Source organism: Thermococcus cleftensis, from assembly GCF_000265525.1.
Classification (GTDB): Archaea; Methanobacteriota_B; Thermococci; order Thermococcales; family Thermococcaceae; genus Thermococcus; species Thermococcus cleftensis.
This window is the reverse complement of record NC_018015.1, coordinates 1,242,554-1,261,778: the sequence shown is the minus strand read 5'-3', so window position 1 is coordinate 1,261,778 and position 19,225 is coordinate 1,242,554. Positions and strand designations below refer to the sequence as shown.

Genomic DNA, 19,225 nt, shown 5'->3' with positions numbered 1-19,225 from the left:
ATGAGCACTCTCGAAACTGAGGGCGAGATGATGACCGGATTCCTGGCTGATTTTTGTTCAAAAGACCACACGGGGCTAAAGAAAACAGAAAAGCGGGATCAGATCAGGGCCGCGAACCCCGCAAGCAGCTCCGCGTATCCGAAATCGACCCCTTCCATGTAGGCCTTTATCTTTTCTCCCGTTCCCCACCTGTCCCTGCCGGCGAGCACTATCACCACCTGTCCACCGCTCCAGACGTCCGTCTTGGCGAAAACTCCCCTCCTGCCGGTTCTCACGGCCTCCTGCTCCCCAGCGCTGAGCACCTGCCTGACGTAGTCTCCAACCCCGTCGTAGGCGTCAGGCCCCCCAAGGATAAGGACGACCTTCGCGTCCCTGCGCGACTCAATGTCCTCCGCGGTGACCCTGGTGACGGTGAAGCCGAGAGCCTGGAGCTGGGAGGCCAGGAGGCGACCCTTTATGTTCCAGTCGATGTCGTTGGAGAGGACGACGACCTCGGGCATCTGGGGAGAGGGCTTCATTGCCCAGTCTACCAGATCCCTCAGAATGCCAAACTCCGTCTCGCCACCGGCTTCAAGCTCAAGGGAGCTGTAAACCGCGCGGTAATCACCGTCGCTGGCCAGTATGGCAGCACTGTAGTCGTCAGTGCGGGCGAGGATTACGGGATAGCGCTTCCGGAGAGCGTGGAGAAGCCTCACCCTTTCAAGGAGCTTTCCCTCTAGGGGAAGTGTGGCTGAGAGGCCACCGTAGGTCACGAGGACTCCGCCGTCTACCACCTCCATATTCGCGAGTGCTCCCGCCATGGCGAACGTCATCGAGAAGTTGAACCTCGCACCGGTCAGGTTGGCCACCGCCTCCTCCATCTCGCGCACAGCCCTTCCGTTCTCCCGGATAAACAGCTCCACGCTCCTATCAGCGATTCCCCTGGCCTGGGCAGGGAGGTAGTACTGCCAGCCAACGGTGGTCGAAACGTTCACCTCCAGGCGGCCGCCGTCGAAGGGACCCTTCCTGGAGAGGGTCAGCGGATAGCCCGTGTTCACGTTCATCACCATGAGCGGGACGTCGCTCACGTTGAGAGCCTTCCGAACGGCCAGAGCAAGCTGGAGGGGCTCCATGCGGAGCATTGAAGCCACGCTGATGTTTCCGGGAGTTCCTATGTGCTGGGGGTTCGTGGAGTCGAGGAGCGTTCCGGACGTCACGATGAGGCCCGCCCCGTTGAGGTGGAGGTAATCGTGGAGGGCCTTCATATCCTCTCCGCTCAGTCCCCACTCCGGGAGCCACAGGTTAGAGAGTATCACGACCTGGGGTTCGAAATCCTCGAGAGCTTTTCTCAGCTCGCTGGGTGAAACGACGCTGATGTTGTATTCCCCAGCCAGGAGCTCCCAGCGGTGGACGGTGAAGAGATCGCCCTTAACCCTACCCAGCGGCCCCGCCACGGCCTCGACGTCGGACAGGTTGTAGTGGTAGTAATCCCGAGAAACGTTCAGCTGCCCCTCTATCGAGTCGAGATACGGAAGGAAGCCCACCGCGTCCACCGACGGATCCACTACGAGAACCCTCGGGCTTTGGGGATTGACGACGTAGTAGGTGTAAACCGGGCTGTATGAGGTGTGCCCCTCAACGTCGGTTGCCTCCACGCGGAACTCAACCCTGCTCCCGGGAGGAAGGCCAGGTATGGTGAACCTGCGGTAGAAGACGTAGAAGTTCTGGCTCTCCCCGTAGAACCTCGCCCTCAGAGATGCCACCACAGGGTTCTCGGCGGTGGTCTTGAGGTAAGCCTCCTTCCACTCGCCGCCGTTTATCCTGTAGTAGGCCGCTATCCTGCCCGAGCCTGTGGTGACGCCGTAGTCATCGGCCACGAGGAAATAGACGGTGTAATCGGTGTAGGGCGCCACGGAGTGTCCGGCGGGGGGATTGCCAACGATGATCAGGGGAGGTCTGGGGGCCGTCACCACCACGGCTGGAGCCGCGGCGGGCAAAACAGAAGCCAGCAGCAGCAATGATACGAAGAGCGCGTGGATCCTCCGCATCTTAACCACCCCATGGAACTTACACTCCGGAACTATTTATCGTTTCCCTCCGGAACACCCAAAACCTTTAAACGCCTGGACAAATAATCCGACTCCATGAGAAAGTGGCTCCCAGGGCTGGCACTGCTCTCAGTGGTTTCCCTCTTCCTGGGCACCTACGTCGGCTCCGTTAGCCTCAGCCCCTCGGACGTGACGGCAGGCATAGCCTACGGGATAAAATCGACCCTGTCCGCCTTCTTCCCAGGAATTTCTCCCGGCGAGAAGCCGAGGTACTTCGTCATAATCTGGGAGCTCCGCCTCCCGAGGGTTCTACTGGCTTATCTAGTGGGCACCGCGCTGGCCTCCGCTGGCGTGGCGAGTCAGGCCCTCTTCAGGAACCCTCTCGCTGACCCGTACATAATCGGCGTCAGCGCGGGGGCGGGCATAGGTGCGGCGCTAGGGGCTATCTACGCGCCCCAGCATATGGGCGGCCTGGCCCTGGCCTCGGCCCTGCTCTCGGTGTTCATAGTCTACACCGTCTCCAAGGTCGATGGAAGGGTGCCGGTCGATACGCTCCTGCTGGCGGGGATAGCCTACGGCTTCCTGGCCGGAGCGGTGACCTGGTACCTCATCATCAGCCAGGGCGAGAGGGCCCACGTGACCTGGATGTGGCTCATGGGCACATTCAACGGGTCGAGCTGGAGAGACGTGGGTGAAATGTTCATCGTTGCACTCCTCGGTGTTGGCTTCCTCGTCTGGAAGTGGCGCGAGCTGAACCTTATCCTCCTCGGAGAGGAAAGCATAGCCCTCGGCCTTGACCTGCACCTCTACAGAAAGCTTTTCATCGTAGCCATAGCCCTTCTCACGGCCTTCGCAGTCTCAACGGCTGGAATAATAGGCTTCATCGGTCTAGTCAGCCCCCACATAATGCGCCTCCTCCTCGGTCCAAACCACCGCGAGCTGACCCCCGCGAGCGCGCTCTTCGGCGGGACACTCCTCGTCGTTGCAGACCTCCTTGCGAGAATCCTCGCGAGGCCAGCGGAGCTCCCCGTGGGCATAATCACCGCCCTGATGGGCGCGCCCTTCTTTCTCTACCTCCTAATGAAGCACAAGAGGGGGGAGCTGTACTCATGAAGCTGAAGGCGAGGGTTTCTTTCTCGTACGGTGAGCGAGAGGTTCTTAGGGGCGTCGAGATAGAGGCCGGGACTGGGGAGCTGATGGTCGTGATAGGACCCAACGGCGCCGGAAAGAGCACACTTCTCAAGTGCCTCGTCGGGATACTCCACCCGAGGGGCGAGGTGAGGCTCGGGGAGAAGGAATTAATGGCCATGAAGCCAGCAGAGCGGGCGAGGCTTATAACCTACGTCCCCCAGAGTTCCTTTCCGGAGTTTGCCTTCACAATAGAGGAGTTCGTGGAGATGGGAGCCTACGTCACGAGGGGCGACGTCAAGGGGGCGCTCAAAAGGGTAGGCCTCTGGGGGCGCAGGAGGGAGCCGGTAACGAACCTGAGCGGCGGCGAGTACCAGCTGGCGCTGATAGCGAGGGCCCTAGCTCAAGGGAGCAAAGCCATACTCCTCGACGAGCCGACGAGTCACTTAGATATAAACCACGCCCTCATGGTGATGGAGCTGCTGAAGGGCCTCAAGGAGGAGAAGATAATCGTGGCCGTTCTCCACGATCTGAATTTAGCGCTCCGCTACGCGGACAGGCTGGTCCTCCTGAAGGAAGGAGAAAAGTACTGGGAGGGGAAGCCGGGCGAGCTGGAGCCGGATATTATCGAAGAGGTCTACGGTGTGAAGGCAAGGATAGCGGAGGTGGACGGCCACAGGGTTCTTCTCGCCAGCGTCTAGCAAAGGTTTAAAACCCGGCGTGAGAAGAAGGGTTAGGGGTGAGAGAATGGAAACGAAGAAAACCGGCACCACCACCGTGGGAATAAAGGCCAGGGACGGTGTCGTTCTGGCCGCGGATACGCAGGCTTCCCTCGACCACATGGTCGAAACGCTGAACATCAGGAAGATAGTCCCGATCACCGACAGAATCGCCATAACCACCGCGGGAAGCGTCGGCGACGTGCAGGCCCTCGCGAGGATGCTCGAGGCGGAGGCGAGGTACTACCAGTTCACCTGGAACAGGCCCATGAGCACCAAGGCGATGGCTAACCTGCTCAGCAACATACTCAACGAGAACAAGTGGTTCCCCTACCTCGTCCAGATAATCATAGGGGGCTACGTCGAGGAGCCAACCCTTGCCAACCTCGACCCGATGGGAGGGTTAATCTTCGACGACTACACGGCGACTGGCTCCGGCAGTCCCTTCGCCATAGCCGTCCTTGAGGACGGTTTCAAGAAGGACATGAGCGTCAAGGAGGCGAGGGAGCTCGCCATCAGGGCCGTCAGGACTGCCGGCAAGAGGGACGTCTACACCGGCAGCAGGAAGGTTCAGGTCGTCGTCATCACGAAGGACGGCATGAAGGAGGAGTTCGTTGAGTTCAAGGAATGAACCAAAGCCCTTTTTAACTCCCCCTCCTATCTCCCACCATGGCTGAGCCTGGAAGAAAGGTTCTCTCGGCGGTTCTCATCGGCCTTCTTGCGGCTTCCCTCTACACCGCCGCGCTACTCGAAGGGCGATTCAGCTCTGAGGCGGTTATGGAGCAGATAGGCGAGATAATCGAGCAGGTCCAGGAGATAAGGGGGCTGATGTTCAAGGAAAAGCCCACGGTAATCGTCATAACCCGGCACGAGGCGCTCAGAATGTGGAAGCCCGGGAAGGCTGACCTCGAGAGAATGCACCGGGAAGAGCTCGTTTACAAGATGACGCTTCTCCTCCCACCGGACTACCAGTACGTCAAGGAGGAATCCGGGAGAAGCGCCGGCTGGATAGCCGCGACCTCTGGCAACACGATATACGTTATACAGGAGAACTTCATCGGCGATCCCGACACGGCGAAGAGGGCGATGGCCCATGAGCTGACCCACGTGCTTCAAAAGCAGTGGTTCGACGCGAGGTACGGCTCGGATACCTTCGACGGTTCCCTGGCGGCCAAGGCACTGATAGAGGGCGACGCCGACCTCGTCGCGGACATCTACTGCGAGAGGAACGGGATTCCGATACACAAGATACGCTCCCTGAGCGGGAACGCCCTCACAGACATCAACATCTTCCCCTACGTCTTCGGAGATAAGTTCGTCCGTTACCTCTACGAGAAAGGCAACTGGAGCCTCGTGAACAGGGCCTATGAGCGCTACCCCGAAACGGCGCTCGAGGTGATGAAGCCCGAACTCTACCTGGAGGGCTTCACGCCTGCAAGCGTTCAGCTAGATGTTCCCGCCGGCGTTCAGGTTCTGAGAGACGATAGACTGGGGGCGTTCTACGTCTACGTCCTCCTGCGGGACGTGGCGAAGCTCGGCAACGAGAGCGCATGGAACGTCTCTAGTGCATGGTTCGGGGACCGCCTCGTCCTAACTACCAATGGAACGGTCTACGTCCTCCTCTGGAAGGTCGAGTTCTCAAACGAGAACGCCTCAAAGACCTTTGGGGAGACCCTCTCCAGGCTCGCGGAGGGCAACACCTACGCGAACTACACGATAAGGATTGATGGAAGCTCCGTTCTCCTGATAGCCGAAAGGAGGGAGTGACGTGAAGCTCGTCTGCCCGATCTGCGGGAAAACCTACGACGAACCGGTTCAGAGGTGCGAGTGCGGCGAACCCGTGGAGTTCGAGCCCTTCACAGGGGAGCCTTACATCGGAAAGACCGTTTGGGAACGCTTCTGGGATTTCTGGCCGGTCGAACCAGAGCTTGAGCTTTCCCTCGGCGAGGGCGACACGCCGCTAGTGAGGTCGAAGCTCGGAGAGGAGTTTGGAATAAGGCTCTACCTCAAGAACGAGACGGTGAACCCGACCTGGAGCTTCAAGGACAGGGGGACGTTTTTAGCAATGGGCTACGCCCTCAAGGCCGGTTACAGGGCGGTCGGAACGGTATCAACCGGCAACATGGCGGCGAGCGTCTCGGCCTACGCCTCCCGCTTTGGATTGGAGGCGAAGATACTCGTCTCAGAGAGCGCGGGCGACGAGAAGCTCAAAGCAGTTTCCGTCTACGGCGGGGACGTCATCAGGGTTCGCGGTGACTATGGAAAGCTCTACTTCGAGAGCCTGAAGCTGGGGGAAAGGCTGGGCGTTTATTTCATCAACTCCGACAACCCCTTCAGGATAGAGGGCTACAAAGGCATCGCCTTCGAGATAGCGGAAGAGCTGACACCGGACTACGTTTTGATTCCAACGAGCTCGGGGGGCCTTTTCCGAGGAATAGCAAAGGGCTTCATTGAGCTACACGAGAGCGGGCTCATTGAAGAACTCCCGAAGCTAATCGCCGTTCAGGCCGAGGGCTGCTCGCCAATATGCCGGGCATTCAAGGGAGGGAAAGAGAGAATAGAGCGCTTTGACAACCCGAAGACGATAGCCAAGGCCATAGCCAACCCCTACCCGCCGAGCGGGAACGCGGTTCTGAAGCTCCTCCGGGAGTTCGGCTGGGGCTGCGTTTCGGTGAGCGACGGGGAAATCCTCGATGCACAGAGAAAGCTCGCCCGCGAGGGCCTCTTCGTCCAGCCCGCGAGCGCCACAGGGGTGGCCGCTTTGAGAAAGCTCGACCTGCCGGAGGGGGCAAAGGTCGTCTCCATTCTCACCGGTTCGGGTTTGAGAACTCTGAGAAACGCGCCGGCCGGGGAGGTAAGGGAATGCCCCCTCGAAAGACTTGAGGACTGTCTGAGGTGATGGGAATGCTCGTCGGAATAGGCCTGATGCCCCACGGGAACCCGGTTCTTGAGCCTCCAGACGGGGAAACGAGGAAGCTGGCGGAGGTTCTGAGGAGAATCGGCGAGGAGTTCAAGGACGTCGATTCCTACGTCCTCATAAGCCCGCACAACGCCCGCATGAGCGACCACCTCGGGGTTGTAATGGCGGAACACCTGGTTTCGTGGCTCGGCTTCGAGGGGAAGGAGCTGCCCGGCAAATGGGAGACCGACGTTGAGTTAGCTAAAAAAATCTACCGCGCGGAGAAAGAGGCAGGAATGCCGGTCGTTGATTTGAACTTCGCCTCCCTCAAAGGACAGTATTCAAGATGGCCCCTGAGCTGGGGGGAGCTGATCCCGCTCCAGTTCCTTGAGAGGAAACCGCTGGTTCTCATGACCCCCACAAGGGGAGTGTCGAGGGAGACCCTCATAAAGTTCGGTGAGGTCCTCGGGGAGGTCGTTGAGGGGGAAGAAAAGAGGGTCGCGCTGATAGTCAGCGCAGACCACGGACACGCCCACGATCCGAACGGACCCTACGGCCACAGAAAGGAGAGCGAGGAGTACGACAGGCTGGTAATGGAGCTGATTAAAGAGAACCGCCTCGATGAGCTCCCCAGCGTTCCAGAGGAGCTCGTGAGGAACGCCTTGGTGGACAGCTACTGGCAGATGTTGATAATGCTCGGCGCGATGAGAAAGGCTGAATTCAAACTGAAAAGCTCCGCCTACGCATGTCCTACCTACTTCGGCATGGCGGGGGCGCTGTGGGTGAGGAAGAACTAAAGGACATCAAAGCTTATCTCAAGCAACTCCTTGCTCTTCCTGAAGCGAACCTTCCTGATTTTTATCTCCCCTATCTCGCCAGTGGTTTTCGTGTGCTCCTTGTTGCATGCGTTCACGTTCCAGTTCTCGATGACGACCACCTTCAGCGTTTTAACTTCTGGCGGGATTGGAAAGAGGTCGTACATGTCCTCGCCGAAGCGCTTTTCAGCCTCCTCCCTGGGCAGCTCATAGACCTCGATGGGAACATTCTCCCTCACCTTCCCGTTGGCGAGGCGCTCTATCTCGGCGATTTCTTCAGGCGTTGGTTTCCTGTCGAACTTGACCGTCAGCCTCCCGTGGTTCCCGTCAACGTAAACGCTCGCCGTCCACTTCGCCCCCTCGCCGAGAACCTTAACGACAGCCCCCTTAACGACGTGCAGGGCCGTGTGAGTCCTGACCTCAACCGATGACATAGGCATCGTTCCATATTCTCGGAGGGCTTATTAACGATTGTGGACGTTAGGGAATGGCAGTGCAGGTTATTAACCCCACAGGTAAATTCAGACGGAGATTATCCAGCGGTGCTTGAATGTTTTTCAGTTTGCTGAGGGCCGTTCCGAATAATTCACGCCAGAAGCTTGCACCATTAAACAAAAACCGTTATAAATGCCAAAAACGATACACCAGTGCCGAATTAACAGCTTTTGAGGTGGTCAACATGGCCGAAAAGAAGAGAAAGAGGGTTCTCATTTTGGGCGCCGCTGGTAGGGACTTCCACAACTTCAACGTGTTCTTCAGGGACAACCCCGAGTACGAGGTTGTGGCCTTCACCGCAACTCAGATTCCCGACATCGAGGGCAGGCTTTACCCGCCCGAGCTCGCCGGCGAGCTCTACCCGAACGGAATCCCAATCTGGAGCGAGGACGATATGGAGAAGATAATCAAGGAGCACGACATCGACATCGTCGTCTTCGCCTACTCCGACGTCTCCCACGAGCACGTCATGCACCTCGCGAGCAGGGCTCACTCCGCTGGAGCCGACTTCTGGCTCCTTGGACCGAAGAGCACCATGCTGAAGAGCACCAAGCCCGTCATAGCGGTTACGGCAGTCAGAACCGGCTGTGGAAAGAGCCAGACCAGCAGGAAGGTCGCCCAGATCCTCCAGGAAATGGGCTACAAGGTCGTTGCCATAAGGCACCCGATGCCCTATGGTGACCTCAGGAAGCAGGTCGTCCAGCGCTTCGCCAGCTATGAGGACCTCGACAAGCACGAGTGCACCATCGAGGAGCGCGAGGAGTACGAGCCCTACATCGACAGGGGCATGGTCGTCTATGCCGGCGTTGACTACGAGAAGATCCTCCGCGAGGCCGAGAAGGAGGCCGACATAATCCTCTGGGACGGCGGAAACAACGACTTCCCGTTCTACGAGCCGGACCTCTGGATAGTCGTCACCGACCCGCACAGGCCCGGCCACGAGCTCAAGTACCACCCGGGTGAGACCAACTTCCGCGCCGCTGACGTCATAATCATCAACAAGATAGACACCGCCAACAGGGACGACATTCAGAAGGTCCGCGAGAGCATCGAGAAGGTCAACCCGAACGCCATCGTCATCGATGGTGCCTCACCGCTCTACGTGGACAAGCCGGAGCTGATAAAGGGCAAGCGCGTTCTCGTCGTTGAGGACGGTCCGACCCTCACCCACGGTGGCATGAAGTACGGTGCCGGCTACATAGCCGCCAAGAAGTACGGGGCTAAGGAGATAGTCGATCCAAGGCCCTACGCCGTCGGCTCGATCGTTGAGACCTACAAGAAGTACAGCCATCTTGACGTTATCCTGCCGGCCATGGGCTACGGCGCCAAGCAGATCAAGGAGCTTGAGGAGACCATCAACCGCGCAGATGCAGACGTCGTCATCATGGGTACCCCCATCGACCTCCGCCGCGTCATGAAGCTCAACAAGCCGGCCGTTCGCGTCCGCTACGAGCTTGAGGAGATCGGCGAGCCGAAGCTCAGGGACATTCTCAAGGAGTTCGTCGAGAAGTGCGAGAAGCTCAAGAAGGAGTGACCTTTTCCATTTTTAATCATTCTTCCGGTGGTTTTCATGTCAAACGCCGACTACACCGGGGTTCTTCTGTTTATCTACAGCATCTCAATGCTCCTCTCAATCGTCTGGGTAACCCTCGACTCGGTGACCAGGCAGAAGAGAATGCCTGGGGTGGAGAAGGTCATCTGGATAACCGTCGCCTTCCTCCTGGGGCCGATCGGCGCGGCTGTTTACTACTTCGTCATCAAGCGCGAGCATCGCTACGAAAGGGAACCGGAAGCCTTTTAGGTACAACGCCCAACTCATTCTGCCCGGGGAGCACCGCCGAGGGCGGAGTCAATGAACTTGGGCGGGTTATTACCCCCTTTATGTTCCACATAAGACAATAGAGGGAAAAATCCTATCGGTTCTCAAATTCTAAGTAAAACAAACCATGTGGGAAGCCCACCACAGGAGTATTCTCAAGCTCTTTTTCTTCTCGCTGTTCATTCAAACACATAACAAGATAATCAGTAACGAAACAACATTGATCTTTAAATTAAACCGACAATAGAAAAGTCTAAATACAATTGCACAAAGTATAATATGTCCCATAAACCGGAGGAGGCCCAGAAAATGAGAGCACCAATCGTGGGATTGCTCCTCAGTTTGACTATCCTGCTAAGTACGCTGAGCCTCGTGACTCCCATACTCAATAATCCGGAAACGGATTTCCAGGGCCAAGACGTAGTCATCTCGGAATCCGCTCAGAGGCTTCTAAGAGGTAATCCCGTTTACTTCTACGGAGACGACGCTCCAGAGAATGCCCGGAGGCTGGTGGATTCTCTTAGGACAAAATTGGGTATCGTCCTGGACTTCAAGGAACTGAAGAAGTCCAACGTAAAGTTCATCGGAATAGTGACCAAGCCAACCCCCGGGGACAGGTACTACACGGTATACTACATTGTCGAAGGCCCGGGAATAGACCCGCAGCGGGAGGTACGCGAACTCCAGAAGATAAGTGAGGGGGTAAAAAGAACGGACATTGAAATCCTATCCGCCAGGTCCAAGTTATCGCCCCTAAGCCTTCAGGTCTCCTATGACTGGAATCCCATAGGGAGCGTTCACTGGAAGAGAAGCACGCTGGATTCCGCCCCACGCGCCTACCTTGAATTCAAAGCGGACTACAGCTACGTGACAACAACCTCCGGCCAGTACTGGTATCTCGTTCACACAGTAACCCAGGGCAGGGCAATGGCATCTACCGTGGCCGTAAAAAGCCTGGAGACAATAATAGACGCCAACCACCCGCAGAACCCGTGGCAGCAGATAGAGGACTGGTGCCCCAAAAACGACGGAGGTCCTAAAACGGTTTACAGTTACACATTCCAGATCAACAATGCAAAAGAAGGATCTGTAAGTGCCACCGTCAGTTATGAAACCAGCGACGGTTATTACATGAAATGGAAGGACCGCACCAGCGGATACGAGAGCAGGCTCGATGTCATTCATGAGTACTACAAACAACATTATCTCCGCCCTGACATAGCCTGGGGATCACAGCTGACCGTGGAACCCTCGGCGATATTCTCAGCGGATCCATCAAAGGGAATGGGACGTACCTACTATTTAAGCCTGGACCACGTTGTGAAGGGAACCTTCTGGGTCAGGGGCGGAAGCGGAGCCATATACACCATGAGCGCGCCGCCGATAAAGTTCCACGTGACGGTGTATCCCTGGAAGATTGTTGAGTACGATTCATGATTCGTTTTTCAATTTTTGAGATAATAAGAACTCCCACTTCTCAAGGTTTATAAAGGTGTGAGAGCCGGGAGTCCTCACTCCCCAACCACCTGAACGATGACCCTCCTGTGCCTCGGTATCACGTCCAGCTCGACGAAGAAAATCTGCTGCCACGTGCCCCTCACGAGCCTGCCGTCAACGACGGGGAAGCACTCACTCGCCCCGAGGAGCGTAGCGCGGAGGTGGCTGTGGGCGTTATCGTCTATCCTGTCGTGGAGGTAACCCTTGCCTTTAGGTATAAGCTCCTTAAGTGCTCTCCTGAAGTCCTCAAGAAGGCCGGACTCGTGCTCTATCGTCACTATGGCCCCGGTCGCTCCGGGAACGAAGACGAGGCAGAGTCCGTTCTCTATCCCAGACTCCTCAACTACCCTCTCTACTTCCGCGGTTATATCAACGAGGTCAATCTCGCCCTCCGTCTGAAACCTCAACTCCCTCGTCACGACCCTCATACAACCACCCGAGCAGAACTCCGGCGGAGAAGCCTATTAAGTTTGCCGCCATGTCAGCGGGGGAGAACGTCCTTCCTGAGACCAGAAGCTGGAGAAGCCTGTGAGAACGGGAAGAAGGACTCCCATTTTCTAAAGCCGAGGAAGCCCAGGAATAGAAACATAATGAGGTGGGCAAGCTTGTCGCCGCCCCCAACGGGGGAAGGCAGTTGAGGAGAAAGAGAAGGACCAGATAAGCCAGCAGGGGGCCGTCACTCCTCCAGCGCACCGATGAGCCTCCTGACCTTCTCCACGACCTCCATCGGGCTTTCCCCGAAGATGTAAACCAGCGGCTCAACACCCGGCCCGCCTTCGTCTATGACCGCATCGCAGGGCCGTTCTCCAAGAGCCCCCGCGATGACCCTGACCGCCTCGTTCTCCTCCAGCCCGCCGGTCCTCACCCGGCAGACCTTGAAGCCGGCCCTCCCCAGGGCGGTCTCGACGTCCCCACCGTGCCTGATGTTGAGGACGCTCCTGATTTCCGGCCTGATGGAGGCGAGCTCGACCAGTATACCAGCGGTAAAGTGACTCGCCCCGAACTCCGGCGGGAGGTAGAAGACCCTTCCCTTCGCGGCCGTTATCCTGCCAGGAACAGCGGCCACGTCCTCCGGGCCGCGCGGAGATGGAAGGGCATAGGCAAGGTTGCTCCTAACCTCCGGAATGAGGCTGGGGAATCCCCTCATCTTGGCAAGCTCTCCGAGGGCCAGGTTGAGAACCTCTATCACCTCTGCCCTGTTCCCCTGAACCGAGAACATCGAGCGGCAGGTCTCTTCGCTCACCCCGGAGTATGCAGAGTAAAAGCGGCACAGGAAGCCGGTCTGAAACAGCTCGAAAATCCTCCTGGAAACGAGAGCTATAGCTTCCTCCTTCTTACCGCCGAAGAGAATCAGCCGTATCGCCTCCCCAGCTATCTCGTCAAGCTTTTCCGCGACCTCGGCCGGGGGGCGCTTGTATTTGCCCGCCAGGTACTTGCTTACCATCGCCTGGGTTATGCCGAGGTATTCACCTATCACCGACTGCCGCATTCCCGCCCGGTAGAGGCCTTCAGCTATCCTGGCGCGCAGGTAGGGCATCAGCTCCTCCGCGACGTAAACGCTCGGCGTCCTCATAGCACCACCCTAAAACCGGGTTATTGAAACTTCGAACCTGGGTTTAAAGGCTTGCCTCAACAAGATTTTGTCAAAAAACGTTTAAAAACCCATCGATTTTTACACCGGAAGGGCTTCTATGGACTGGAAAGGACGCGACGTGATAAGCGTTAGGGACTTCTCGAAGGAGGATATCGAGTTTGTTTTGAAGGTTGCCGAAAGGCTTGAAACTGAGCTGAAGGAGAAGGGCTCGCTCGACTACGCACGAGGGAAGATACTCGCCACGCTCTTCTTCGAGCCTTCAACGAGGACACGGCTGAGCTTCGAGAGCGCGATGCACAGGCTGGGGGGCTCGGTCATAGGCTTCTCCTCGGCCTCAAGCACGAGCGTAAAGAAGGGCGAGAGCCTGGCAGACACAATAAAGACGGTCGAGCAGTACAGCGATGTCATCGTGATAAGGCACCCGATGGAGGGTGCCGCAAGGTTAGCGGCGGAGGTGGCGGAGATACCTGTCATCAACGCCGGCGACGGAAGCAACCAGCACCCGACCCAAACGCTCCTTGACCTCTACACCATAAAGCGCGCCTTCGGAATGATTGACGGCCTAACAATTGGCCTGCTCGGCGACCTGAAGTACGGGAGAACGGTTCACAGCCTCGCGGAGGCTTTAGCCTTCTACGACGTCGAGCTCTACCTCATCTCACCCGAACTCCTGAGAATGCCGAGGCACATCATCGAGGAGCTCCGCGAGAAAGGCGTTAAGGTCCACGAGACAACCGACCTTGAGGGGGCGATTCCAGAGCTCGACGTCCTCTACGTCACGAGAATCCAGCGCGAGCGCTTTCCCGACGAGGAGGAGTACCTCAAGGTGAAGGGGAGCTACCAGGTGAACCCCAAAGTATTGAAGAACGCCAAGGAGCGCCTCAAGGTGATGCACCCGCTCCCGAGGGTGGACGAGATTCACCCGGAGGTGGATAAAACCCCGCACGCCCTCTACTTCAGGCAGGTCTTTTCGGGTGTTCCCGTTAGAATGGCACTCCTCGGATTAACCCTTGGAGTCTTGGAGGGATTCTGAATGCCCGAGCTCAAGGTTGAAGTAATTCCGGAAGGAACGGTTATAGACCACATTCCCGCCGGAAAGTGGCTCAAGGTCATCGAGATTCTCGGCCTAACCAAGCCCAACGGGGGGACCCTGCTCATAGCCTCGAACGTCCCAAGCGGGAAGCTCGGAAGGAAGGACATCGTCAAGGTCGAGGGGCGCTACCTGAGCGAGGAGGAAGTGAACAAGATAGCCCTCATCGCCCCGAGCGCAACGGTGAACATAGTCAGGGACTACAAGATAGTGGAGAAGTTCAAGGTCTCGATTCCGGGCGAGATAGTTGGAATCCTTCGCTGTCCCAACCCAAACTGCGTCAGCAACCACGAGCACGTGAAGCCAAGGTTCCACGTCGTCTCGAAGGAACCCCTCAAGCTACGTTGCCACTACTGCGAGAGGACGATGGAAGAAGAGGAGATAATGGGCAACCTCTAGCCCCTTTTCAGTTTCCATTATTCCAGCAGGTGGGGAACCCTTCTCAGCACCGGTATCGTCGCCGCCAGTCCCAGGAAGACGTCTATGGCGCTCTGTATCGCGTTCGGAAGGCCGATGGCAACCCAGAACGGAACACCGGTCCAGCTCTCGACAGCCTGAACCACCTGCTCCCTCGGGAGGCCGAGCCATATCTCAAGGGCAACGTAGTAGTTGAGGGCCAGCATGAGCGGTATCCTGACGGCAAGGCCGGCGAGGTAGGCCAGGACGGCGAAGACCACGAGTTTCCCCCCACCGGTGGAAAGCTCGAAGCCTGTAGCCCTCTTCGCCACTTCAAAGCCCACTATGACCGCCAGGGTCGCGAAGGACTTCATCATCGCCCCGAGCCAGCTGGCGGAGGAGACGACGCTCAGGCCCGCAAAGAGGAGCAGAACCGCGGTTAAGCCGCCGGTGAAGCCTGTGAGGAGGTAAACCATTATTATCGGAACCGCCACGAGGTCTATCTTCATACCCCACACTGTGGGCATCTCAATCGGCATCACATCGAAGAGCAGCGAGAGGCCGAGCATCATTCCGATTAGAGCTATCTCCCTCGAACTCATCCTCACACCCATCACCGGGCGAAGGTTTGTTCCAGATTTTATAAATTTTTGTTCCCATAATGGAACAATCTTCCGGCGAGAACCTTAAAAGCCGACCCCGCGAGGTAGGAGGGAAGGACCATGTTCACGGTCGAGGGAATATCGGAGCTGGTGAGGGCAATAAGGCGTGAGAACGGCTTTCCGGACAGCCCATTCAGGATAGACGAGGTCCGCTACGACCCCGAGGGCGACAAGCTCTTCATAATCGCCCACGACAGGACGGACAAGAGCGTCGTCATAGGCAACAGCCTCGTCATCGGGAAGCTCCGCGAGAGGCTCGGGGTGAAGCAGGTTACCGTCTACTCCAACCTCGACCTGGAGATAAAGCGGAGGAAGCTTGAGGAAGCGGAAAGGCTCGTCGAAGGGACGGAGCTTGAGTTTCTAAAACCAATTATCGAGGCCGAGAAGCGCTTCCCGCCAAGAAAGTGGCCCGAGGTTAGCGGGAACGTCAGAACACTCGTCTTCCTGAGCTTCAACGCGAAAGCTTTGCTCGGCTTTGCCGAAAGGCTGAATCTTCCCTACGAGGCGGTGGGGCTAAAATACGCCTTTCCAAAGATGAAGTACGAGCCGATTGATGGTGAGCCGGCGGAGGTTCTCTTCCCCGATGGGGAAAAGCTCATCAATCTCGCGGGAGAGAGGAAAGCGAAGCTCGTCCTCGCCGATTTTCCCTTCGGTCTAAGATTCGAGAAGGAAATCGCCCTCCTCAACCCCTTCCGACTGCTCCACATCGGCTTCTTCGAGCTGAAGTACCTCTTCGGCTTCGAGAGGCCGGTGGTATACGACAAAAAAGCCTTAATCCGGTTCATCACAGACTTAACCTACGAGGGGCTTATGGAATCGACCGACGGGGCCAATCTAATCTGGAGGATGTGGAGAAGATGATAGTCGGTGTCGTTGGAAAGATCGCCGCCGGAAAGACCACCGTTGCCAGGTTCTTCGAGGAGAAGGGATTCTGCAGGGTTTCCTGCAGCGACCCGCTGATAGACCTGCTCACCCACAACGTTTCCGACTACTCGTGGATCCCGGAACTGCCTGAAAAGGCCGAACCGACGCGCGAGAGGCTCATAGAGTTCGGGAAGTACCTGAAGGAGAAGTACGGCGGGGACGTCCTCATAAGGCTCGCCGTCGATAAAAAGAGGAACTGCAGGAACATCGTCATAGACGGCGTCCGCTCGCGGGAGGAGATAGAGGCGATAAAGAAACTCGGCGGAAAGGTGATTTACGTCGAGGCGAGGCCCGAGATAAGGTTCAAGCGGCTGGTGAAGAGGAAGGCGAGCAAGGATAAGGGCATAAAGAGCTTTGAGGACTTTAAAAGCATGGACGACGCCGAGGAGCGGTTGTACCACACGAGCGAGCTGAAGGGCCTAGCGGATTACGTGATAGTCAACGAGGGGACGCTGGAGGAGCTGAGGGAGAAGGTAGAGAGGATCATCGAGGAGATAGCGGGGAAGGTTTAATAGGGTGGGAACCAAAATTTAGCCGGTGAGCGTATGGGAGACATAGTGGTCAAAGTTCCCAAGGAACTTGAGAACGTGCTAACTCCAAGGGCCCTGAGGAAGATAGAGCTGGAAGTGCTAAGGGAGATCGAGGAGAGGATTCAGAGGGCCCAGCGGTTCATCGTCCTGGCCGAGAGGAGCGAACTCGAGGAGAAGGACGCCGAAGAGCTTTCAAGGGCCATGAAAGAACGACTTGCCAAGCGCTACGGGGTGCTTTGATGGAGGTCATCCTCGACTTCAACGTGGCCTTCTCAGCCCTGCACAGCAGGGGCGTCGCCCACAGGCTGTTCGCCGTGAACCACATAGCGAGGCAGTTCAACTTCCTCGTCCCCGAGTTCTTCGGGGAGGAGCTTTACGGGCACATGGACAGGCTGGTGAGGCTAACGAGACTCGACCGGAACGACCTCGAGGAGATGCTCTCGCTCATCCGCTTCCAAACGACGGTCGTCCCCTTTGAGTGGGTGAAGGAGAGGATCGAGGAGGCAAGGGCGATAAGCCCCGACCCGTACGATGTCCTGTACGTTGCAACGGTTCTGGCCACCGGCTCACCCCTCCTCACGGGTGACAAGAGGCTGATTTCGGCCCTCGGAGAGCAGGGCCTGCCGGTGATGACCCTCAGTGAGGCGGTAGAACTGCTCTTCGGAGGTGAGGAGCCATGAAACTCCTCGTCATAGCACCCTGCCTGCTCAGCCCCTTCTACGTCTACCGCGGGCCGAAAGAGAAGGAGTACAGGACGGCCCAGCTTTTGAGGAAGTTTATCGAAGAGCTAGGCGAGGGCTGGCAGGTTTTAGCCTATCCCTGCCCAGAGTTCGAGCTGATCGGCTGGCCGAGGGCACCGGCGAGCAGGGAAGTTTACGGGAGGCTGGGCATGAGGGAGAGGGCCAAGGTGATAGCAGACTTCATAGGCCGGGTCTTGACCGAGGAGAGGCCAGAGAAGGTCGTCTTAATCGGCGTTAAAGGCTCGCCAACCTGCGGCGTCTTTCACACCAGCTCCAGCGACCCAGAGGGCTACCCCTATTCCGCCATGCAGGAGTTCTTCTACCTGGGAAAGGAGGAGAGAGTGAGACGTTCGAGGGAGATCGTCGAGGGACAGAACTTCAAGCTCGTGAAGATGCCCGGGATACTCTTCGAGATACTCACCGCGAGGTTCCCGGAGGGGGTTTACGTTGAGTTCGACAAGGACGACGTCGAGGGCAGCATGGAAAGGGTTAAATCGGTTCTTGCCGAACTGGGGCCAGATGATGCAAAATGATGTGGTACACCCACGTTGTCTTCGGGGTTCTCTTCTACCTAATAGCGGTGCTCTTCGGCGCCCCGATGAGCTTAATCAACATTGGAATGGCGGCCCTTGGAGCCTTGATGCCCGACATAGACCACCCCAAGTCCTACATCTCTACCAAGCTCCCCGGTGGAACGGTCATGCCCCGCTTCGTCGAGCACAGGGGCGCGACCCACACGATAGAGGCGGCTTTTTTAATAACCGCCCTCGTTGGCGGCCTTGCCTACTGGATAACCGACAGCTACTGGCTAGGCATAGCGTTCTTCATCGGTTACATCTCCCACCTCTTCGCGGACACCCTGACGGTCTCGGGCATTAAGTGGAGCCGCTTTTCGAGCTTCCACCCGAGGGGGAAGATAAGAACCGGAACGCGGGGAGAGGGGCTGGTTCTGATACTGGTCACCTTCGCCACGCTGGTGCTCTTCGCCTACCTGCTCCTGCCCGAGGAGACGAGCCGGAACCTGGGCTGGGTCATGCTGATGGCGTTGATAGCGACCTTCGCGATAATAGGGAAGAAGCTGAAGAGGTTGAAGTGAGAAAGGTTATTGATCCAAGATATGAATAACTTCAACTTCATTCCAAGGCACATGAATATACTCTCTACCATGTTTAATCACTAAGTTTGATCTGTCCATAAAATCAACTAGTCTCCCCGAAATTACTCGCCCGGACTTTAAAGTTAGTTTGAGATAAGGAAACACGGTATAACTGTCGTCTTTTATTCTTTTGTTCCACAATATATTAAACAGTGAGAGTTCTAAATACTTCCCAGCTAATGCGACTATTCCAACAACTATGGCCTGAAATACAAGGAGACCAAAAAGCGAAGAAGGTTCATCTCTCTTGAGATTCATTCCTGCTAAGATAATACCGATAGCACTAAGATATATCGAGTAGATAGTAAAACGAACTCCATGATACTCCCTAGTGACATTAGCCCCGAGTAAAACCCTTGTTAAAACTGAACTCATTAAAAGCAATTCCAAAAGGAAATATATAGCAAGCAGAAGAGAATACACCCCGTCAGGACTTCTCCCCCACCATGAAGGGAGTAATGGAACAAATATCATTTCAAATACATTCAATGACACCAATACAAAAAATAACAATCCTCCAATTGTCTTCCATTTTTCCAATATCCGGATTTTCTGTTTTTGAACCTCAACATAAACAGATAAAACAGGTGAATATCTCAAAAAAGTTTGCTTCCATTGTCCCCAACCTGAATGTCTATCCCATGCATTAACCACCCAGTTAGCTAGAATCAATAAAATGGTAGCAATTGCACTTATAATTAAATTAGCCCCAAAACTCTGCCAATCCAAGCCCA

At 56.6% G+C, this 19,225-nt stretch carries 23 protein-coding genes; 17 read left to right on the top strand and 6 right to left on the bottom strand.

All coding sequences use genetic code 11. The features are described 5' to 3' along the window. Nucleotides 1–98: 98 nt before the first annotated feature. On the bottom strand, nucleotides 99–2,027 hold the full coding sequence (locus tag CL1_RS06770; protein WP_014789139.1) for a hypothetical protein: 1,929 nt from the start codon (nucleotides 2,025–2,027) through the stop codon (nucleotides 99–101). 96 nt (nucleotides 2,028–2,123) lie between these two features. Between CL1_RS06770 and CL1_RS06765 the strand changes: the two genes are divergently transcribed. Genes CL1_RS06765 through CL1_RS06740 form a run of 6 tightly spaced genes read left to right on the top strand, consistent with a single transcriptional unit; the run spans nucleotide 2,124 to nucleotide 7,570 of the window. Next, on the top strand, nucleotides 2,124–3,140 hold the full coding sequence (locus CL1_RS06765; protein WP_014789138.1) for a FecCD family ABC transporter permease: 1,017 nt from the start codon (nucleotides 2,124–2,126) through the stop codon (nucleotides 3,138–3,140). Further along, on the top strand, nucleotides 3,137–3,856 hold the full coding sequence (locus CL1_RS06760; RefSeq protein ID WP_014789137.1) for an ABC transporter ATP-binding protein: 720 nt from the start codon (nucleotides 3,137–3,139) through the stop codon (nucleotides 3,854–3,856). The genes CL1_RS06765 and CL1_RS06760 overlap by 4 nt, the downstream gene beginning before the upstream one ends. A 46-nt stretch (nucleotides 3,857–3,902) precedes the next feature. Continuing rightward, nucleotides 3,903–4,505, top strand: coding sequence for an archaeal proteasome endopeptidase complex subunit beta (gene psmB, locus CL1_RS06755; RefSeq protein WP_014789136.1), 603 nt, complete (start codon nucleotides 3,903–3,905; stop codon nucleotides 4,503–4,505). Between the two features lie 38 nt (nucleotides 4,506–4,543). Next, nucleotides 4,544–5,641, top strand: a complete 1,098-nt coding sequence (locus CL1_RS06750; RefSeq protein WP_014789135.1) for an eCIS core domain-containing protein — start codon at nucleotides 4,544–4,546, stop codon at nucleotides 5,639–5,641. 1 nt (nucleotide 5,642) lies between these two features. Continuing rightward, nucleotides 5,643–6,773 (top strand): threonine synthase, encoded by a 1,131-nt coding sequence (thrC, locus tag CL1_RS06745; protein ID WP_014789134.1) that lies wholly within the window; start codon nucleotides 5,643–5,645, stop codon nucleotides 6,771–6,773. 5 nt (nucleotides 6,774–6,778) lie between these two features. Beyond that, the gene (locus CL1_RS06740; RefSeq protein ID WP_014789133.1) at nucleotides 6,779–7,570 is read left to right on the top strand and encodes a DODA-type extradiol aromatic ring-opening family dioxygenase; all 792 of its coding nucleotides are present in this window, start codon (nucleotides 6,779–6,781) and stop codon (nucleotides 7,568–7,570) included. Here CL1_RS06740 and CL1_RS06735 read toward each other — a convergent pair. Then, entirely contained in the window at nucleotides 7,567–8,022 is a 456-nt protein-coding gene (locus CL1_RS06735; protein WP_014789132.1) for an alanyl-tRNA editing protein, read from the bottom strand. The genes CL1_RS06740 and CL1_RS06735 overlap by 4 nt on opposite strands. Before the next feature lie 245 nt (nucleotides 8,023–8,267). Here CL1_RS06735 and CL1_RS06730 point away from each other — a divergent pair, with 245 nt between their 5' ends. The 3 genes from CL1_RS06730 to CL1_RS06720 all read left to right on the top strand — a co-directional run bounded on the left by CL1_RS06730 (nucleotide 8,268) and on the right by CL1_RS06720 (nucleotide 11,339). Continuing rightward, a complete protein-coding gene (locus tag CL1_RS06730) occupies nucleotides 8,268–9,617 on the top strand; it encodes a cyclic 2,3-diphosphoglycerate synthase (protein ID WP_014789131.1) in 1,350 nt (449 codons plus the stop codon). Between the two features lie 36 nt (nucleotides 9,618–9,653). Continuing rightward, nucleotides 9,654–9,884: a PLDc N-terminal domain-containing protein gene (locus CL1_RS06725; RefSeq protein WP_014789130.1), complete on the top strand. Its 231-nt coding sequence runs from the start codon at nucleotides 9,654–9,656 to the stop codon at nucleotides 9,882–9,884. Nucleotides 9,885–10,412: 528 nt separating this feature from the next. Further along, the gene (locus tag CL1_RS06720) at nucleotides 10,413–11,339 is read left to right on the top strand and encodes a hypothetical protein (protein WP_148267292.1); all 927 of its coding nucleotides are present in this window, start codon (nucleotides 10,413–10,415) and stop codon (nucleotides 11,337–11,339) included. 74 nt (nucleotides 11,340–11,413) lie between these two features. Here CL1_RS06720 and CL1_RS06715 read toward each other — a convergent pair whose 3' ends face one another. Next, nucleotides 11,414–11,827, bottom strand: a complete 414-nt coding sequence (locus tag CL1_RS06715) for a secondary thiamine-phosphate synthase enzyme YjbQ (protein WP_014789128.1) — start codon at nucleotides 11,825–11,827, stop codon at nucleotides 11,414–11,416. A 248-nt stretch (nucleotides 11,828–12,075) separates the two neighbouring features. Next, nucleotides 12,076–12,972, bottom strand: a complete 897-nt coding sequence (locus tag CL1_RS06710; RefSeq protein ID WP_014789127.1) for a thiamine-phosphate synthase family protein — start codon at nucleotides 12,970–12,972, stop codon at nucleotides 12,076–12,078. A gap of 118 nt (nucleotides 12,973–13,090) precedes the next feature. Between CL1_RS06710 and pyrB the strand changes: the two genes are divergently transcribed. Beyond that, the gene (pyrB, locus tag CL1_RS06705) at nucleotides 13,091–14,026 is read left to right on the top strand and encodes an aspartate carbamoyltransferase (protein WP_014789126.1); all 936 of its coding nucleotides are present in this window, start codon (nucleotides 13,091–13,093) and stop codon (nucleotides 14,024–14,026) included. After that, nucleotides 14,027–14,482 (top strand): aspartate carbamoyltransferase regulatory subunit, encoded by a 456-nt coding sequence (gene pyrI, locus CL1_RS06700; RefSeq protein WP_014789125.1) that lies wholly within the window; start codon nucleotides 14,027–14,029, stop codon nucleotides 14,480–14,482. A gap of 17 nt (nucleotides 14,483–14,499) precedes the next feature. On the opposite strand, the gene CL1_RS06695 is transcribed toward pyrI, so the two are convergent. Further along, complete coding sequence (locus CL1_RS06695; RefSeq protein WP_335324031.1) at nucleotides 14,500–15,093, bottom strand: ECF transporter S component; 594 nt, start codon at nucleotides 15,091–15,093, stop codon at nucleotides 14,500–14,502. A 108-nt stretch (nucleotides 15,094–15,201) separates the two neighbouring features. On the opposite strand from CL1_RS06695, the gene CL1_RS06690 reads away from it, so the two are divergent. Genes CL1_RS06690 through CL1_RS06665 form a run of 6 tightly spaced genes read left to right on the top strand, consistent with a single transcriptional unit; the run spans nucleotide 15,202 to nucleotide 18,431 of the window. Further along, nucleotides 15,202–16,002 carry a hypothetical protein gene (locus CL1_RS06690; RefSeq protein ID WP_014789123.1) on the top strand — a complete coding sequence of 267 codons (801 nt, stop codon included), beginning with the start codon at nucleotides 15,202–15,204 and terminating at the stop codon, nucleotides 16,000–16,002. Continuing rightward, nucleotides 15,999–16,577, top strand: a complete 579-nt coding sequence (locus CL1_RS06685; RefSeq protein WP_014789122.1) for an AAA family ATPase — start codon at nucleotides 15,999–16,001, stop codon at nucleotides 16,575–16,577. Before CL1_RS06690 ends, CL1_RS06685 begins: the two co-directional genes overlap by 4 nt. Nucleotides 16,578–16,610: 33 nt before the next feature. Continuing rightward, nucleotides 16,611–16,835 carry a hypothetical protein gene (locus CL1_RS06680; protein ID WP_014789121.1) on the top strand — a complete coding sequence of 75 codons (225 nt, stop codon included), beginning with the start codon at nucleotides 16,611–16,613 and terminating at the stop codon, nucleotides 16,833–16,835. After that, on the top strand, nucleotides 16,835–17,275 hold the full coding sequence (locus CL1_RS06675; protein ID WP_014789120.1) for a PIN domain-containing protein: 441 nt from the start codon (nucleotides 16,835–16,837) through the stop codon (nucleotides 17,273–17,275). Before CL1_RS06680 ends, CL1_RS06675 begins: the two co-directional genes overlap by 1 nt. Continuing rightward, entirely contained in the window at nucleotides 17,272–17,868 is a 597-nt protein-coding gene (locus tag CL1_RS06670) for a hypothetical protein (RefSeq protein ID WP_014789119.1), read from the top strand. The genes CL1_RS06675 and CL1_RS06670 overlap by 4 nt, the downstream gene beginning before the upstream one ends. Continuing rightward, entirely contained in the window at nucleotides 17,865–18,431 is a 567-nt protein-coding gene (locus tag CL1_RS06665; protein WP_014789118.1) for a metal-dependent hydrolase, read from the top strand. The genes CL1_RS06670 and CL1_RS06665 overlap by 4 nt, the downstream gene beginning before the upstream one ends. 6 nt (nucleotides 18,432–18,437) lie before the next feature. Here the strand turns inward: CL1_RS06665 and CL1_RS06660 are convergent, their stop codons facing one another. Further along, a complete protein-coding gene (locus CL1_RS06660; RefSeq protein ID WP_048152074.1) occupies nucleotides 18,438–19,220 on the bottom strand; it encodes a hypothetical protein in 783 nt (260 codons plus the stop codon). Between the last annotated feature and the right edge of the window lie 5 nt (nucleotides 19,221–19,225).

What these genes read in the sequence shown, in the direction of transcription:
- CL1_RS06675 (WP_014789120.1), top strand. Translation starts at nt 16,835, where the DNA reads ATGGAGGTCATCCTCGACTTCAACGTGGCCTTCTCAGCCCTGCACAGC.
- CL1_RS06735 (WP_014789132.1), bottom strand. Translation starts at nt 8,022, where the DNA reads ATGTCATCGGTTGAGGTCAGGACTCACACGGCCCTGCACGTCGTTAAG.
- pyrI (WP_014789125.1), top strand. Translation starts at nt 14,027, where the DNA reads ATGCCCGAGCTCAAGGTTGAAGTAATTCCGGAAGGAACGGTTATAGAC.
- CL1_RS06765 (WP_014789138.1), top strand. Translation starts at nt 2,124, where the DNA reads ATGAGAAAGTGGCTCCCAGGGCTGGCACTGCTCTCAGTGGTTTCCCTC.
- CL1_RS06680 (WP_014789121.1), top strand. Translation starts at nt 16,611, where the DNA reads ATGGGAGACATAGTGGTCAAAGTTCCCAAGGAACTTGAGAACGTGCTA.
- pyrB (WP_014789126.1), top strand. Translation starts at nt 13,091, where the DNA reads ATGGACTGGAAAGGACGCGACGTGATAAGCGTTAGGGACTTCTCGAAG.
- CL1_RS06770 (WP_014789139.1), bottom strand. Translation starts at nt 2,027, where the DNA reads ATGCGGAGGATCCACGCGCTCTTCGTATCATTGCTGCTGCTGGCTTCT.
- CL1_RS06715 (WP_014789128.1), bottom strand. Translation starts at nt 11,827, where the DNA reads ATGAGGGTCGTGACGAGGGAGTTGAGGTTTCAGACGGAGGGCGAGATT.
- CL1_RS06670 (WP_014789119.1), top strand. Translation starts at nt 17,272, where the DNA reads ATGAAACTCCTCGTCATAGCACCCTGCCTGCTCAGCCCCTTCTACGTC.
- CL1_RS06710 (WP_014789127.1), bottom strand. Translation starts at nt 12,972, where the DNA reads ATGAGGACGCCGAGCGTTTACGTCGCGGAGGAGCTGATGCCCTACCTG.
- psmB (WP_014789136.1), top strand. Translation starts at nt 3,903, where the DNA reads ATGGAAACGAAGAAAACCGGCACCACCACCGTGGGAATAAAGGCCAGG.
- CL1_RS06740 (WP_014789133.1), top strand. Translation starts at nt 6,779, where the DNA reads ATGCTCGTCGGAATAGGCCTGATGCCCCACGGGAACCCGGTTCTTGAG.
- CL1_RS06730 (WP_014789131.1), top strand. Translation starts at nt 8,268, where the DNA reads ATGGCCGAAAAGAAGAGAAAGAGGGTTCTCATTTTGGGCGCCGCTGGT.
- CL1_RS06725 (WP_014789130.1), top strand. Translation starts at nt 9,654, where the DNA reads ATGTCAAACGCCGACTACACCGGGGTTCTTCTGTTTATCTACAGCATC.
- CL1_RS06750 (WP_014789135.1), top strand. Translation starts at nt 4,544, where the DNA reads ATGGCTGAGCCTGGAAGAAAGGTTCTCTCGGCGGTTCTCATCGGCCTT.
- CL1_RS06690 (WP_014789123.1), top strand. Translation starts at nt 15,202, where the DNA reads ATGTTCACGGTCGAGGGAATATCGGAGCTGGTGAGGGCAATAAGGCGT.
- CL1_RS06760 (WP_014789137.1), top strand. Translation starts at nt 3,137, where the DNA reads ATGAAGCTGAAGGCGAGGGTTTCTTTCTCGTACGGTGAGCGAGAGGTT.
- CL1_RS06685 (WP_014789122.1), top strand. Translation starts at nt 15,999, where the DNA reads ATGATAGTCGGTGTCGTTGGAAAGATCGCCGCCGGAAAGACCACCGTT.
- CL1_RS06695 (WP_335324031.1), bottom strand. Translation starts at nt 15,093, where the DNA reads ATGGGTGTGAGGATGAGTTCGAGGGAGATAGCTCTAATCGGAATGATG.
- CL1_RS06665 (WP_014789118.1), top strand. Translation starts at nt 17,865, where the DNA reads ATGATGTGGTACACCCACGTTGTCTTCGGGGTTCTCTTCTACCTAATA.